Consider the following 13,506-nt stretch of genomic DNA (forward strand, 5'->3'; position numbering starts at 1 on the left):
GGCGCTAACGTCGCAGGTTCGGCTCGAGGTTTTCGTATGACGAACGCGTTTGATAAAAGAGGACTCCCGTGAACGACTCCATGTCCATACCACATCTGATCCTGAACGCCAGTGGCGTGGTGCAGTTCGTGATGCTGCTGCTGATCATCGCCTCGGTGCTGTCCTGGGTGGTGATCTTTCAGCGCAGCTTCGTACTGCGTCGCGCCAAGCGGGCCCACAAGGCCTTCGAGGACCGCTTCTGGTCAGGCATTGATCTCAACGAGTTGTACCGAGAGACACCCGCGGAACAGGAAACCCAGGGTGCCGAACACGTCTTCCGCTCCGGCTTTCGCGAGTTCAACCGTCTGCTGCCCAAGACGCGTAACCCCCAGGCGATACTCGAGGGCGTTCAGCGCTCGATGCGGGTCGCCTGGTCGCGCGAAGAAGAGCGCCTGAATCTGCACCTGATCTTCCTCGCCACCGTCGCCTCCGCCAGCCCGTATATCGGTCTGTTCGGCACCGTTTGGGGCATCATGGGCTCTTTCCAGAGCCTGTCGATGACGCAGCAGGCCACGCTTGCCACCGTCGCTCCCTGGATCGCCGAGGCCCTGATCGCCACCGCCATGGGGCTGTTCGCGGCGATTCCGGCGGTTATCTTCTATAACCGCCTGTCTGCCTCGTCCAGCAAGCTGCTCGGTAAGTACGAAGACTTTGCCGAAGAGTTTCATTCCATCCTGCACCGCAACCTCCAGGGGCGCGGTGATCAGGATGCGGCCTGAGGGAGCAATGCCATGATGCATGGTCCGTTTCACCGTGGTGGCCGCAGCAAGCCGATGGGTGAGATCAACGTGGTGCCCTTCATCGACGTGATGCTGGTGCTGCTGGTGATCTTCATGATCACCGCGCCGATGATGACGCAGGGCGTCCAGGTCGAACTGCCCAAGACCGCCTCCAAGCCGATTGCCGATATCCAGGATCAGGAGCCGGTGATCGTCTCCGTTGACCGCGAGGGCAGCTATTTCATCTCAGTCGGCGACGACAAATCGGCCACCAGCCTCGAGGCCATCTCCGACAAGGTGATTGCCATTCTTGATCGGCGCCCCAATACGCCGGTACTGGTTCGCGGGGATCGCAATGTGCCCTATGGTCAGGTGATTACCCTGATGAGCACACTGCAAGTGGCCGGCGTCAGCGATGTCGGCCTGATTTCCGAACCGCCGCCTGCCGACAATTAAGGAGCACGCATGGCCAGACATGACTCCCGCGTGGGCTACGGCCTGCCGGTGGCCCTGGCGCTTGCCCTGCACGTCGGGGTCGTCGTGATCAATGTGCTGGAATTTCCGACCTCTGAAGAGGAGCCGAGCTCGGCGTCAGTGGTCAAGGCGACGCTGGTCAGCACCGAAACCGCAACCGACCAGGCGCAGCGTGCCGAGGCCGCCAGAGCCCGTGCCGCTAAGCGTCAGGCAGAGGAAGAGGCCGCCGCTGCTGAGCGCCAACGCCAGCAGGAAGCCGAACAGGCAGCGGCCGAGCAGCAAGCTCAGCAAGCGGCCGAACAGGCAGCGGCACGCAAGGCCGCCGAACAAGCACGCAGTGAGGCCGAGGCCGATGCCCAGCGTCGTGCCGAAGAAGCCGCCGCCGCCGAAGCCCGCCGACAGCAAGAGGAGCAGGCGCGCCAGGAGGCTGAGGCACAGCGTCAGGCACAGGCCGAAGCCGAGCAACAGCGTCAAGAGGAAGCCCGCCGCCAGGCGGAGGCCGACGCAGAAGCCAAGCGCCAGGAGGAAGCCCGTCAGAAGGCACAGGCTCAGGCTGAGGCCAAGCGCCAGGAAGAAGCCCGCCAGCAGGCCGAAGCTGAAGCCGAAGCAAAGCGTCAGCAAGAGGCGCGAAAGCAGGCTGAAGCCGAGGCCGAACGCAAACGCCAGGAAGAGGCTCGCCAGCAGGCCGAAGCCGAAGCTGAGCGCAAGCGTCGGGAAGAAGCCGCCAAGCGTGCGGCCGAAGCGGCCAGCAATAGCCTGGACAGCGCCATTGCCGGCGAGGAAGAGGACATCGCCAATGCTCGTCAGGCGGAGCAGGCCAGTAATAGCTTCCAGAACCTGGTGCGCAGCGCCGTCGAGCAAGCCTGGATTGTTCCGCCTAATCTGAGTTCAGGTGTCCAAGCGCTGGTGCGCCTGACGCTGCTGCCTACCGGCGAGCTGGTCAATACGCAGCTCGTCCAGAGCAGTGGCGATGCGGCCTTCGATCGCTCGGTCCTTCAGGCAGTAGAGCGCGCTGCGCCCTTCCGCGAGATGCAAGATCTGCCCCCTGCGGCCCAGCGCCGCTTTCGAGACTTTAACCTGAGATTCAAACCGGGAGATGTGCGCTGATGAAACGTTATTCGAGCCTGTGGTGCGGCATGCTGCTGATGATGATTGCCAGCCTTGCCCATGCTGATCTGACCATCGAAATTACCCAGGGCAGTGATCGGGCCACGCCGATTGCCGTGGTGCCTTTCGCCGAGCAGGGCGCTCAGCTGCCCACGGATATTGCCAGCGTGATCGCCAACGATCTTGAGCGCAGTGGTCAGTTCAAGCCCCTGTCCCGAGACAATCTTATCGCCACGCCGAGTGCCAGCAGCGAGGTCAACTATCGCGACTGGCGGGCGGTGGATGCCGATTACCTGGTGGTGGGCAAGGTCGGCACCGATGGCAGCATTCAGTACGAACTGATGGACGTCTACGGCCAGGAGCGCATGCTCGGCAAGGTCATCAATCTCGCCGGCCCCGATCAGTCGCGAGCAGCGGCGCACCGTATAAGCGACGAGATATTCGAGGCCATCACCGGGATTCGTGGTGCCTTCTCGACCCAGATCGCCTATGTCACCGCACAAGGGGTGGGCGAGAATATCCAGTATGGCCTGCAAGTGGCCGACGCTGACGGCTACAACAGCCAGCAGATCCTGTCCTCTGACGAGCCGATTCTGTCACCGGACTGGTCGCCGGATGGTCAGAAGCTCGCCTATGTGTCGTTTGAAACTGGACGTCCGGCCATCTATATCCAGAACCTGGCATCCAGTCAGCGGGTACGAGCCAGCTCTTTCGAGGGCATCAACGGGGCACCGGCCTGGTCCCCGGACGGCCGCAAGTTGGCCATGTCGCTCTCCAAGGATGGCCAGCCGGAAATCTATGTGATGGACATCGGCGCCGGCAGCTTTCAGCGCCTGACACGCAGCGACGCCATTGATACCGAGCCTAGTTGGGCGCCAGACGGCCAAAGCCTGGTGTTCACATCCGACCGAAGCGGCGGCCCGCAGCTATATCGCTATGATATGGCCAGCGGCGAAGCCAAGCGCCTGACCTTCACCGGCAACTATAATTCTCGTGGGCGCTTTGCACCTGATGGCGAGACCCTGTTCATGATCCATCGCGGCAGCCAGGGCTTCCAGGTGGCTAAACAGGACATGGAGACTGGCCGCTTGATCACCTTGACCGACTCGCGTGCCGATGAATCACCCAGTGTTGCCCCCAACGGCACCATGGTAATCTTCGCCACCCAGCAGGGCGGAAAAGGGGTGCTCTCGGCGGTCTCGGCGGATGGCAAGGCGTCTTTCCGGCTTCCCGCAGCTCAGGGTGATGTTCGCGAACCCGCCTGGTCACCGTTTCTGAATTAAACGATCATTTCGTTTATACCCTGCCAGTCACTGGCATCTTTCAAGGAGTCGAATATGCACGTTACCCCCTATGCCAAGCATCTCGCCGCAGCCCTTTCGCTGGTCGTCATGGCCGGTTGCTCCAGCACCGGCGGCACTCAGGACGGGTCCATGGCGGGCAGCGAAGGCGCCACCAGCGGCGGCGCTTCCAGCCAGGGCATGAACTCTGGGCAGGTCGGGTCCAGCAGCATGGGCATGCGGGATGGCCAGCAGGACGGCATTCCTCAGGTCCGCACGATCTATTTCGATTATGACCGTGACACCATCCGCAGTGAGTTCGAGTCGGTCATGGCTGCTCATGCCGAGTATCTGCGCACTCACCCCAACGCCTCTGTGGTGTTGCAGGGGCATACTGACGAGCGCGGCACCCGCGAGTACAACCTGGCCCTCGGCGAGCGTCGTGCCAACGCTGTCCAGCGCTTCCTGATGGTACAGGGCGTGTCTCCGTCACAGCTCGAGGTGGTCAGCTATGGTGAAGAACGCCCGGCCGTGCGGGGCAGCAGCGAAGACAGCTATGCCCAGAACCGCCGTGTGGTCTTCGACTACTGAGTCGCTACGGATCGCCTGCAGCCGATGGAGTGATACATGAAAGATGGTCTGTCGAGATTCACGTTGACGACCCTTGGCGCCGGGCTCTGCCTGGCGCTGCCGCCGCTGGTGAGCGCCGCGCCGGTGGTCGAGGATCTCTCGCAAGGCTCCGGTAGCTTCTATCAGCGCGCCGAAGTGCGCGAGGAGTCCGGAGGCAGCCTGGTGTTGTTTAACCAGGTGCAGGAGAACCAGGATGAAATCAAGCGGCTGCGTGGCCAGATCGAAGAGCTGCGCTATCAGCTAGATCAGCAGCGTCAGATGGCGCAGCAGCGCTATCTGGAGCTCGAGAAGCGCATTCAGTCCGGCGAGCGAGCCGCGGCCGCTGAACAGGCAGCGGCAACCGGTGAAGAAGAGGGCGCCAAGACGGCGACGAGTGAGTCTTCGGCCGGCAGCGAGCCAACCACCAGCAATGAAGCGCGAGCCGCCTATCAGGCCGCCTTTGCCAAGGTGCAGGCGCGGGACTTTCCTGCCGCCATCACTGCCTTCGAAGGTTTCGTCGCCGATTACCCCAACACCGGGCTGACCGCCAACGGTCACTACTGGCTGGGTGAGCTGTACTCGGCTCAGACGGAACTCGACAAGGCATCGGCGGCCTTCGAGCGAGTGATTCAGAACTTCCCGCAGAGCAGCAAGATGCCGGATGCCCTCTACAAGCAGGGGCTGTTGAGAGCGCGTCAAGGCAAGCCTGAGGAAAGCCGTGCCTTGCTAGAGCGGGTACGTAAGGAATTTCCTGACAGCAGTGCGGCGGGGCTGGCCAACGATTTCCTCAACCGGTCTGCGGGCTGACGCGATTGGCCCCTCAAGGAGCATCGATGAGCTGCAAGATCGATTATCAGGCGCGTCCTGATCTACTGGCGGGGCGGGTGATCCTGGTCACCGGGGCCGGCGACGGCATCGGCCATGCCGCCGCGCTGAGCTATGCTCGCCATGGCGCTACGGTGATTTTGCTCGGTCGGACGATCGCCAAGCTGGAGGCCACCTATGATGCCATCGAGGCGGCGGGTGGCCCTCAGCCGGCTATTTTTCCGCTGAATTTCGAAGGCGCCACGCTCAAGGACTACCACGACATGGCCGAGACGCTCGACAAGGAGTTCGGCCGCCTCGACGGTATCCTTCACAACGCGAGTCTGCTGGGGCGGTTGACGCCCTTCGAGCAGTACAACCCCGCGCTGTGGGAGCAGGTCATGCAGGTCAATATCAACGGTCCGATCTGGATGACACAGGCGCTCTTGCCGCTGCTAAAAACCTCTGACGATGCCTCGGTGGTCTTCACCTCCTCGAGCGTGGGACGCAAGGGGCGGGCGTTCTGGGGCGCCTATGCGGTTTCCAAGGCGGCGACCGAGAATTTCAGCGAATTGTTGGCCGATGAGCTGGAGAATGTCTCCAACATTCGCGTCAACACCCTGAATCCGGGTGCCACACGCACGCAGATGCGCAAGACGGCCTATCCCGCCGAGGACCCTAAGCGGCTGCGTACTCCTGACGAGATCATGCCGACCTATCTGTGGCTGATCGGCCCTGATAGTCAGGGGCATAGCGGCGAGCGCTTCGACGCTCAACCGCCGAAGGCCTGATATCAGGACACTGATCAGTGACCATCGCGTTGAAATACGCGCTCAGCGGTAAGGCTTAGAGGGGCTCTTCTCGGGTTCCTCTGAGGTTCTTCAAGGCAACATCTCAAGGCACAACCCCAAGGCACAATCCCAAGGCAAAACGACGATGGGCCTGGCTCCACGAGCCAGGCCCATCGTCGTTTGGGGTCGTGTCACCTGTTTCCGGCCTCGATCAGTATCCGAGGGCTCTGGCCAGTGCCGCGGGCGTGTCGAAGACATGATCCGCCGACCAGGCATGGATGTCCTCAACTTCGTCCAGATAGCCATAGCCCACAGCGACGGCGGTCATGCCGGCGGCGCGGGCGGCCTCGATATCTCGGCGATGATCACCGATATACCAGCATTCCTCGGCCGTGACGCCCAGCCGGCGCGCGGCTTCCCACAGCGGCGCTGGATCGGGCTTCTTGACCGGAAGATCATCGGCGCAGAGGAAAGCTCCCGGGGTAAGAGCCAGGGCCTCGATCAGGGGAGCGGCATAGGCGCGGGGCTTGTTGGTGACAATGCCCCAGGCCCGTGGCGATACGGCCCAGGCCGTGATCAGCGGTGCGAGCCCCTCGAATAGTCGGCTCTCGGCGGCCACATCCTGTCCGTAAGCGTCGAGCAGAAAGCTTCGGGCTGCATCATGCTGGGCGTGGTCGCGCTCGAGTCCCAGTGCCAGAGTGACCAGCGCGCTGCCGCCATTGGACACCTGAGCCCGGATCGTTTCGTAGGGCAGGGCAGGCAGGTCATGGTAGGCGCGCAGGGCATTGGTGGCCCGCGCCAGGTCGGGAGCGGTGTCCACCAGGGTGCCATCCAGATCAAAGAGCAGGGCACGAGGGGGCGTCGCTAGGCTCATGTCGTCTCTCGCCGGGTCTGGATCATGTAGTTCACCGAGACATCGTAGGCATCCAGGCGATAGCGACGGGTCAGCGGGTTGTAGGTCAGTCCGGTCTGCTCGCCGAGGTGCAGACCTGCGGCACGCGCCCAGCCAGCGAGCTCGGCAGGACGAATGAACTTCTTGTAGTCATGGGTGCCTCGGGGCAGGAGCCGCAGCACGTACTCGGCGCCGAGGATCGCAAAGGCGTAGGCCTTGGGGTTGCGGTTGATGGTCGAAAAGAACACCTGTCCCCCCGGCTTGACCAGGGTGGCACAGGCGCGAACCACGGCCGCAGGGTCCGGGACGTGCTCGAGCATCTCAAGGCAGGTGACAATGTCATAGGCCTCAGGCTGTTCGGCGGCCATTTCTTCGGCGCTGGCCTGGCGATAGTCGACCTCCACGCCGCTCTCCTCGCGATGCAGCCGGGCCACCGCCAGCGGCGCTTCACCCATGTCGATGCCGGTTACCCGAGCGCCACGGTGCGCCATGGCTTCGGCTAGGATCCCGCCGCCACAGCCGACGTCGATGACGCGCTTGCCCGCCAGGCCCGACCGGGCGTCGATGAAATCAAGGCGCAACGGATTGATCTCATGCAGCGGCTTGAACTCGCTTTCCTTGTCCCACCAGCGGCTGGCCAGGGCCTCGAACTTGGCCACTTCGGCGGCATCGACATTATCTCGATAGTCGGTGCCGGGGCGGGCGCTTTGGTCTTTCTGTGAGGTTTCCTCTGGGGTTTGATCTGGGGTTCGACCTAAACCTTGCTGTGGGGCGTGATGTGACGCCTGGGATTCACTGCTCATCTGATGCTTCTCCCGCAAAATGATCGCTGGCCACGCTGTGCAATAGCGTGGGCTAGAGTCGGTGTCATGGCTGTGGCTCCCTCGACGGTGCCGGGTTTAGCCGCAGCAAAAAAAGGTTAGTCAACGCTAGGCAAAGGCTCATTCAGGTCCTGGCTTAAACAGGACGCATGGTCCGCTCATACTGACGGGCCTCATGGAGCAGTGCCTTTCGGTCGAGTCCCACGAGTTCCCCAGCATCCAGGCGAGCGCTGCCTGCGACCCAGACATGGCTGACCTGACGGCTTTGTACGGCATAGACCGCCGCCGAAGCCGGGTGGTGTACGGGGACGCTGTTCAGGGCTTCAAGATCTACGGCGATCAGGTCGGCATCGAAGCCTTCGAGGAGCTGCCCCCGGCGTTTTTCCATACCAAGAGCCCTGGCGCTGTCGCGGGTGGCCATGGCCAGCGCCGCCATCGCCGGCAGGGCAGCGGCGTCACCGCTGACGCCCTTGGCCAGCAGGGCTGCCGTCTTCATCTCATCGAACATGTCCAGGTCATTGTTGCTGGCGGCGCCGTCGGTGCCGAGCCCGACGGTGATGCCGACCTTCTGGAGCCTGGCCACCGGGCAAAAGCCGCTAGCGAGCTTGAGGTTAGACTGGGGGCAGTGGATGACGGCGGTGTCGGTCTCACGCAGCAGCGCCAGGTCTTCATCGTCGACCTGGGTCATGTGCACGGCCTGAAAATGCGGGCCGAGCAGGCCTGAATCGAACAGCCGGCGCAGCGGGCGTTTGCCGTCTTTGGCGAGTCCCTGTTCGACTTCATCGCGCGTCTCATGCACGTGCATCTGGATCGGCAGGCCGAGCTGCTTGCGAGCCTCGCACAGTCTGCCAAGGCTAGCATCGCCGACCGTGTAGGGCGCATGGGGGCCGAAGGCCAGTGAAATCAGGGAGTGGTCGCTCAGGCTGGCCTTCAGCGCCTCGGTCTGGCGCACGCCGCTCTCAAAGTCTTTTGACCAGGGCGTGGGAAAGTCAATCAGCGGCGTGCAGAGCTGCGCGCGCATGCCTGCTTCTTCGACCACCGGTACAACGGCCTCCGGCGCCAGGTACATGTCGGCGAAGGTCGTGGTGCCTGAGGTGAGCATCTCGGCGCAGGCCAGCCGCGTGCCCGCCGCCACGAACTCGGGATTTACATGAGCGGCCTCTGCCGGCCAGATGTGCTCGTTGAGCCAGGTCATCAGCGGCAGGTCGTCGGCGAAGCCGCGCATCAGGCTCATGCCGGCGTGATTGTGGGCGTTGATCAGCCCCGGCAGCAGGGCATGATGCGTGAGGCGCAGGGTTCGCGCCGGACGGACGCACTGCGCGACCTCGCCGATCGGCCAAGGGCCGAGCAGGCGACCGGCATCGATGGCAATGGCATGGTCCTCGAGGGTCGGCAGGCCATCACTCATCGGCAGAATCCAGCGCGCCTCGATCACGAGCTCTACGTCACGCGGTGCGTTAGATGGCATCGCATCACTCCTTCGGTATGATGAGCCCATTCTACCCGCTCCTGCTGATGCTTGCCTGCCCCGGAGAGACCATGACTGCCCACCTGACGCCGATTCGCTGGTGCAATGACGACAGCCTCGAACTGCTCGATCAGCGCTGGCTGCCAAGCCGTCGCGAGACGCTGCGAATCGACAGTGCCGAGGCGGCCGCCGAAGCGATCACCGCCATGGTGGTGCGCGGTGCGCCGGCGATCGGCATTACCGCGGCCTATGGCGTCGTGCTGGCTGCGCGGCAGGCGTCGGGACCCGACTGGCCGGCGACGCTGGACGCCGCAATGGCAAGGCTTGCGGCATCGCGTCCCACGGCGATCAACCTGTTCTGGGCGCTGGAGCGCATGCGGGCGGTGGTCACGGCACACCGCCATGCTGTCGCGCCGCCGGTCGAGACGCTGCTTGAGACGGCCCGGGATATCCAACGCCAGGATCTTGCCGACTGCCTGGCGATGGGGGAATACGGTGCCGACCTGCTCGCCCGCGAGGCGCCGAAGGCGGTCATGACCCACTGCAATACCGGGGCACTGGCCACCGGCGGCCATGGCACGGCGCTCGGCGTGATCCGCAGCGGCTGGGCCCGGGGGCTGATTACCCACGTGCATGCCAATGAGACGCGCCCCTGGCTGCAGGGCGCTCGCCTGACAGCCTGGGAGCTTGCCGAGGAACGCATCCCCGTGACCCTGGCCGTGGATTCGGCAGCCTCGCTGCTGATGGCTCGCGGGGACATTGGCTGGCTGATCGTCGGCGCCGATCGGGTAACGGCCAACGGCGATGTGGCCAACAAGATCGGCACCTTGGCGCTGGCGGTACAGGCGCGCCATTTCGGCGTCAAGGTGATGGTGGTCGCACCGACCGGCACCTTCGATGCGAGCCTGGAAAGCGGCGCAGACATTCCCATCGAGACCCGCGACGCCCGCGAGCTGACCCACCAGGGCGAGCGTGCCGTGGCACCCGACGGTATCGATATTTACAATCCGGTGTTTGATGTCACCCCGGCCGGGCTGATCGATGCCATCGTCAGCGAAAAGGGCGTCATCGAATCGCCTAATCGGGCCAGCCTGGCGGCCTGGTTGGGAGAGGCCTCCCGAGGAGGCTCCGCCTGACAGTTGGCTATGCCATAATGCAGGGATTCGCTCATCGAACAGATGGTTACAGCAAAAGCTAATATTTAAAGTTGATATCTAAAAGGACTGCCATGATTCGCAAGGCTGTGTTGCCCGTCGCTGGTCTAGGTACTCGCTGCTTGCCGGCCTCCAAAGCCATTCCCAAGGAAATGATCACCATCGTCGACAAACCGGTGATTCAGTACGTGGTCGAAGAGGCTGTGGCCGCTGGCATCAAGGAAATTGTGCTGGTGACCCACTCGAGCAAGGGCGCCATCGAGAACCATTTCGACAAGCATTTCGAGCTGGAGACGACCCTTGAGGCCAAGGGCAAGCTCGAGTTGCTCGATGAGCTGCGTCACATCATCCCCGATGACGTCAAGATCATCAGCGTGCGCCAGCCCGAGCCGCTGGGTCTAGGCCACGCGGTGCTCTGCGCTCGTCCGGTGATCGGCGATGACGAGCCCTTTGCCGTCTTGCTGCCCGATGTGCTGGTCGACAGCCTGGGCCTTGATCAGAACGATCTGGCCGGCATGATCCAGGCTTTCGAGCATAGCGGCCAGTCACAGATCATGGTCGAGAACGTGCCCAAGGAGCTGACCTACAAGTACGGCATCGTGGCCCTCGAAGGCGATACCCCGGAGGCTGGTCATTCCGCGCCGATGGCAAGCGTGGTCGAAAAGCCCGCCGTTGAAGATGCGCCGTCGAGCCTTGCCGTGATCGGCCGCTATCTGCTGCCGGGCTCCATCTTCGCGCTGCTGGCCGAGACCAAGCCCGGCGCCGGTGGCGAAATCCAACTGACGGATGCCATCGATACCCTGATTGCACGTGAGGGCGTTCAGGCGTTCCGCATGCAGGGAGCCACCTACGACTGCGGTCATCAGCTTGGCTATCTCGAGGCCATCCTGGCCTTTGCCAAGCGTCATCCCAAGTTCGGCGCCGGTTTCCAGGAACTGATGCAACGCTACGTCGCCGAGGAATAAGCCATGCGCGTTGTCGTACAGGGAAGTGAACTTGCCGCCGCGACGGCTGCGGCGGCATTGGCAAGCGTGGGTCATCGCGTCACCTGGCAACCTCACGCCGGCCAGCCCTGGGTCGAGCTGGAACAGGCCGATTGGCTGACTCGTGAGCCGGAGCTGATCGCCCAGTTGGAGGCGGCCTGTCGCGACGGGGCCCTCACGATCGGCGACACCAAGGCCGAGTCGGCAGCTGAGCTCACCGAGATCGATATACTTTGGCTGGCCCTGGCCCCGGATCAGCGCGATGCGGCGCAGGCAGCCGTCGAGCAGCTCGCCGCCCGCCAGTCGGCGCCGCTTGTCGTGATCAACAACTCGACTTTCCCGGTCGGCGAGACCGAACGGCTCGAAGCGCTGATGGGCCATGCCGGCCAGGTCGCCGTGGCGTTGCCGGACATGCTCGAGGAGGGACGTGCCTGGCAGGTCTTTACCCGCCCGGTGCGCTGGCTGCTGGGCAGCGAGGATACGCGCGCCACGGATCAGGTGCGTGAACTGCTGCGGGCCTTCAACCGCCGCAGCGAAGTCTTCCAGTGCATGCCGCGACGTGCCGCCGAGCTGACCAAACTAGCCATCAACGGCATGCTGGCCACCCGCATCAGCTACATGAACGATATTGCCGGTCTGGCCGACACCCTGGGGGTCGATGTCGAGCATGTCCGTCAGGGTATGGGCGCGGATACCCGCATCGGCTATGAGTATCTCTATCCGGGCTGCGGCTTCGGTGGCCCAAACTTCTCACGGGACCTGATGCGTCTGGCAGACGTGCAGTCGGCCAGCGGCCGGGGCTCCGCGCTGCTAAGCCAGGTGCTCGATATCAACGAGCACAAGAAGGAGACCCTCTTCCGCAAACTGTGGGCCTACTTCCAGGGCCAACTTGAGGGTCGCACCGTGGCCATCTGGGGGGCAGCCTTCAAGCCAGGCACGGCACGCATCGACCATGCACCGGTGTTGCCCTTGCTCGAGGCGCTGTGGGCCCAGGGCGTCAAGGTACGCTTACACGACCCGGCCGCTCTTCATGCTCTGCGAGACCGTGTCGGCGAGCATCCGCTGCTCACGCTGTGTGAAGGTGACCCTTATGCGGCCTGCCAGGGGGCCGACGCGCTGATGCTGGTTACCGAGTGGAAATGCTACTGGAACCCGGACTGGCGCCTGCTCGGCAGCCTCTTGGGCGAACGTTTGATCCTCGACGGACGCAATATCTTCGATCCTGACTTCGTGGCAGGTCGCGGCTTGGTCTATCGGGGCATCGGGCGGCGTGCCAATCCCTGATTGCCGGCTGCTGGCACTGGTTCCAATCGGGAGCGGGCACTTTAAGCCTCAATCCTGCTCCAGCCCAGGCGGGTGTTGATGTCGGTATTGTTGGTGCCTGCCGTCAGCACCTTGATCAATACTTTGCCCGGACCGGTCGTCGGAATGGGAACCTCTCGATACTCAAGCTTGTCATATTAGCCGGTACCGGTAGTCACTACCGCTTTCATCATGTCGCTCATGAGCCCGTCCGTTATCTGCATGAATCGCTGCTAAGAACCAAAAAAACCCTCGCCGATGGCGAGGGTTTTGACGCGGGGCACATCTCGGAAGATGTGCTTGTCCGAAACGCGAGTTACGCGAAGTTCTGCGCGACGAAATCCCAGTTAAGGATCTTCCACACGTTTTCGAGATATTTCGGACGCGCATTGCGATAGTCGATGTAGTAGGCGTGTTCCCACACATCGATGGTCAGCAGCGGGGTTTGGCCGTGAGCGACCGGGGTGTCTGCATCGTCGGTATTGACGATATCCACGCCGCCGTCATCGGTCTTGATCAGCCAGGTCCAGCCGGAACCGAAGTTACCAGCAGCCTTGGCGTTGAAGGCTTCCTTGAATTCCTCGAAGGAGCCGAACTTGGCGTTGATGGCATCGGCCAGCGCACCGGTCGGCGCACCGCCACCGTTCGGGGACAGGCAGTGCCAGTAGAAGGTGTGGTTCCAGACCTGCGCTGCCTGGTTGAACAGGCCGCCGGAGGCAGACTTGATGATCTCTTCCAGTGACTTGTTAGCATCGTCGGTGCCGTCGGTCATCTGGTTGAGCTTGGTCACATAGGTCTGATGATGCTTGCCATAGTGATATTCGAGCGTCTCGGCAGAAATGTGCGGTTCAAGCGCGTTCATTTCGTACGGCAGGGCGGGTAGTTCGAATGCCATGATTTACTTACTCCTCGTCGGTCAAGGGAAGGTGCATCCACTCAAGTTCTGGAGCCCTCAAGAACATAATTCAAGGGGCGGGAGTCCAATTTGTCAGGGCGGATCCCGAACCTTTAATGAGATGCCAAAGGCATGCCAAGAAGATGCTTTAAAGGCCAAAAAACCTTA

General features: G+C 62.8%; 14 protein-coding genes. 10 read left to right on the plus strand and 4 right to left on the minus strand.

The annotated features are described in order from the left end of the window. Nucleotides 1-80 precede the first annotated feature (80 nt). The 7 genes from tolQ to BCL93_RS10810 are packed head-to-tail and all read left to right on the plus strand — an operon-like array spanning nucleotide 81 to nucleotide 5,823. Nucleotides 81-758: a protein TolQ gene (gene tolQ / locus BCL93_RS10780; protein WP_181463082.1), complete on the plus strand. Its 678-nt coding sequence runs from the start codon at nucleotides 81-83 to the stop codon at nucleotides 756-758. 15 nt (nucleotides 759-773) lie between these two features. Then, entirely contained in the window at nucleotides 774-1,214 is a 441-nt protein-coding gene (tolR, locus tag BCL93_RS10785; protein WP_112055411.1) for a protein TolR, read from the plus strand. A 9-nt stretch (nucleotides 1,215-1,223) separates the two neighbouring features. Then, complete coding sequence (gene tolA, locus BCL93_RS10790) at nucleotides 1,224-2,339, plus strand: cell envelope integrity protein TolA (RefSeq protein WP_112055285.1); 1,116 nt, start codon at nucleotides 1,224-1,226, stop codon at nucleotides 2,337-2,339. Next, nucleotides 2,339-3,622 (plus strand): Tol-Pal system beta propeller repeat protein TolB, encoded by a 1,284-nt coding sequence (gene tolB, locus BCL93_RS10795; protein ID WP_112055286.1) that lies wholly within the window; start codon nucleotides 2,339-2,341, stop codon nucleotides 3,620-3,622. Before tolA ends, tolB begins: the two co-directional genes overlap by 1 nt. Nucleotides 3,623-3,676: 54 nt before the next feature. Next, a complete protein-coding gene (gene pal / locus BCL93_RS10800; RefSeq protein ID WP_112055287.1) occupies nucleotides 3,677-4,210 on the plus strand; it encodes a peptidoglycan-associated lipoprotein Pal in 534 nt (177 codons plus the stop codon). A gap of 36 nt (nucleotides 4,211-4,246) precedes the next feature. Next, complete coding sequence (gene ybgF, locus BCL93_RS10805; protein WP_112055288.1) at nucleotides 4,247-5,035, plus strand: tol-pal system protein YbgF; 789 nt, start codon at nucleotides 4,247-4,249, stop codon at nucleotides 5,033-5,035. A gap of 26 nt (nucleotides 5,036-5,061) precedes the next feature. Continuing rightward, nucleotides 5,062-5,823: a YciK family oxidoreductase gene (locus tag BCL93_RS10810; protein ID WP_112055289.1), complete on the plus strand. Its 762-nt coding sequence runs from the start codon at nucleotides 5,062-5,064 to the stop codon at nucleotides 5,821-5,823. Between the two features lie 211 nt (nucleotides 5,824-6,034). On the opposite strand, the gene BCL93_RS10815 is transcribed toward BCL93_RS10810, so the two are convergent. From BCL93_RS10815 to BCL93_RS10825, 3 genes are all read right to left on the minus strand, one after another. Next, entirely contained in the window at nucleotides 6,035-6,697 is a 663-nt protein-coding gene (locus BCL93_RS10815; RefSeq protein WP_112055290.1) for an HAD-IA family hydrolase, read from the minus strand. Then, nucleotides 6,694-7,518: a bifunctional 2-polyprenyl-6-hydroxyphenol methylase/3-demethylubiquinol 3-O-methyltransferase UbiG gene (gene ubiG / locus BCL93_RS10820; protein ID WP_112055291.1), complete on the minus strand. Its 825-nt coding sequence runs from the start codon at nucleotides 7,516-7,518 to the stop codon at nucleotides 6,694-6,696. The genes BCL93_RS10815 and ubiG overlap by 4 nt, the downstream gene beginning before the upstream one ends. A 154-nt stretch (nucleotides 7,519-7,672) precedes the next feature. Continuing rightward, a complete protein-coding gene (locus BCL93_RS10825; protein ID WP_112055292.1) occupies nucleotides 7,673-9,004 on the minus strand; it encodes a TRZ/ATZ family hydrolase in 1,332 nt (443 codons plus the stop codon). Between the two features lie 71 nt (nucleotides 9,005-9,075). Here BCL93_RS10825 and mtnA point away from each other — a divergent pair, with 71 nt between their 5' ends. The 3 genes from mtnA to BCL93_RS10840 all read left to right on the plus strand — a co-directional run bounded on the left by mtnA (nucleotide 9,076) and on the right by BCL93_RS10840 (nucleotide 12,425). Further along, nucleotides 9,076-10,140, plus strand: a complete 1,065-nt coding sequence (gene mtnA, locus BCL93_RS10830) for an S-methyl-5-thioribose-1-phosphate isomerase (RefSeq protein ID WP_181463083.1) — start codon at nucleotides 9,076-9,078, stop codon at nucleotides 10,138-10,140. Nucleotides 10,141-10,232: 92 nt separating this feature from the next. Further along, nucleotides 10,233-11,123 carry a UTP--glucose-1-phosphate uridylyltransferase GalU gene (galU, locus tag BCL93_RS10835; protein WP_112055293.1) on the plus strand — a complete coding sequence of 297 codons (891 nt, stop codon included), beginning with the start codon at nucleotides 10,233-10,235 and terminating at the stop codon, nucleotides 11,121-11,123. Between the two features lie 3 nt (nucleotides 11,124-11,126). Beyond that, the gene (locus tag BCL93_RS10840; RefSeq protein WP_112055294.1) at nucleotides 11,127-12,425 is read left to right on the plus strand and encodes a nucleotide sugar dehydrogenase; all 1,299 of its coding nucleotides are present in this window, start codon (nucleotides 11,127-11,129) and stop codon (nucleotides 12,423-12,425) included. A 334-nt stretch (nucleotides 12,426-12,759) separates the two neighbouring features. Here the strand turns inward: BCL93_RS10840 and BCL93_RS10850 are convergent, their stop codons facing one another. Beyond that, the gene (locus tag BCL93_RS10850; RefSeq protein ID WP_112055295.1) at nucleotides 12,760-13,338 is read right to left on the minus strand and encodes a superoxide dismutase; all 579 of its coding nucleotides are present in this window, start codon (nucleotides 13,336-13,338) and stop codon (nucleotides 12,760-12,762) included. Nucleotides 13,339-13,506: the final 168 nt, after the last annotated feature.

Source organism: Onishia taeanensis, assembly GCF_003268885.1.
Lineage (GTDB): Bacteria > Pseudomonadota > Gammaproteobacteria > Pseudomonadales > Halomonadaceae > Onishia > Onishia taeanensis_A.

Coding starts and splice junctions, on each gene's coding strand:
- BCL93_RS10840 (WP_112055294.1), top strand. CDS start 11,127: ATGCGCGTTGTCGTACAGGGAAGTGAACTTGCCGCCGCGACGGCTGCG.
- pal (WP_112055287.1), top strand. CDS start 3,677: ATGCACGTTACCCCCTATGCCAAGCATCTCGCCGCAGCCCTTTCGCTG.
- BCL93_RS10850 (WP_112055295.1), bottom strand. CDS start 13,338: ATGGCATTCGAACTACCCGCCCTGCCGTACGAAATGAACGCGCTTGAA.
- ubiG (WP_112055291.1), bottom strand. CDS start 7,518: ATGAGCAGTGAATCCCAGGCGTCACATCACGCCCCACAGCAAGGTTTA.
- ybgF (WP_112055288.1), top strand. CDS start 4,247: ATGAAAGATGGTCTGTCGAGATTCACGTTGACGACCCTTGGCGCCGGG.
- tolA (WP_112055285.1), top strand. CDS start 1,224: ATGGCCAGACATGACTCCCGCGTGGGCTACGGCCTGCCGGTGGCCCTG.
- galU (WP_112055293.1), top strand. CDS start 10,233: ATGATTCGCAAGGCTGTGTTGCCCGTCGCTGGTCTAGGTACTCGCTGC.
- tolB (WP_112055286.1), top strand. CDS start 2,339: ATGAAACGTTATTCGAGCCTGTGGTGCGGCATGCTGCTGATGATGATT.
- BCL93_RS10825 (WP_112055292.1), bottom strand. CDS start 9,004: ATGCCATCTAACGCACCGCGTGACGTAGAGCTCGTGATCGAGGCGCGC.
- tolR (WP_112055411.1), top strand. CDS start 774: ATGCATGGTCCGTTTCACCGTGGTGGCCGCAGCAAGCCGATGGGTGAG.
- BCL93_RS10815 (WP_112055290.1), bottom strand. CDS start 6,697: ATGAGCCTAGCGACGCCCCCTCGTGCCCTGCTCTTTGATCTGGATGGC.
- tolQ (WP_181463082.1), top strand. CDS start 81: ATGTCCATACCACATCTGATCCTGAACGCCAGTGGCGTGGTGCAGTTC.
- mtnA (WP_181463083.1), top strand. CDS start 9,076: ATGACTGCCCACCTGACGCCGATTCGCTGGTGCAATGACGACAGCCTC.
- BCL93_RS10810 (WP_112055289.1), top strand. CDS start 5,062: ATGAGCTGCAAGATCGATTATCAGGCGCGTCCTGATCTACTGGCGGGG.